Origin of the sequence: Pseudomonas fluorescens, assembly GCF_902497895.1 — a bacterium.
Lineage (GTDB): Bacteria > Pseudomonadota > Gammaproteobacteria > Pseudomonadales > Pseudomonadaceae > Aquipseudomonas > Aquipseudomonas fluorescens_BP.
Window position 1 is genome coordinate 1 of the sequence record NZ_CABVHQ010000167.1, and the last position, 594, is coordinate 594.

The following is a 594-nucleotide window of genomic DNA, read 5'->3' on the forward strand; positions in this document are numbered from 1 at the left end:
GTCTTGGTGGTGGAGGCGGTGGAAACGCCCAAAGCGTCCGGAGTCAGCACTTCGAGAGGCTTCTTCTTGGCTTTCATGATGTTTGGCAGGGACGCATAACGCGGCTCGTTCAAACGCAGGTCGGTGGTGACGATGGCTGGCAGTTTCAGGGAAACTGTCTGGCCGCCGCCGTCGACTTCGCGAGTCACGGCAACGCTGTCGCCATTGACTTCGACTTTCGAGGCGAAGGTGCCCTGACCGTAGCCGGTCAGCGCAGCCAGCATCTGGCCGGTCTGGTTGTTGTCGCTGTCGATGGCTTGTTTGCCAAGGATCACCAGCTGTGGCTGTTCCTTGTCGACTACAGCCTTGAGCAACTTGGCCACGGCCAGGGAGTTCAATTCATCAGCGGATTCGACGAGGATGGCGCGATCGGCACCCAGCGCCAGGGCGGTACGCAGCTGCTCTTGAGCAGTAGACGGACCAATGGAGACGACGACGATTTCAGTCGCAACACCTTTCTCTTTCAGGCGTACGGCTTCTTCCACTGCGATTTCGCAGAACGGGTTCATCGACATCTTGACGTTAGCGAGGTCGACGCCGGAGTTGTCCGCTTTG

Annotated in this window: 1 protein-coding gene; it reads right to left on the reverse strand. The window is 58.8% G+C overall.

Annotation, left to right across the window (positions count from 1 at the left end):
- Positions 1-594, reverse strand: a 594-nt coding sequence (locus F8N21_RS30360; RefSeq protein WP_150645605.1) for an electron transfer flavoprotein subunit beta/FixA family protein, incomplete at both ends; no start/stop codon positions are given.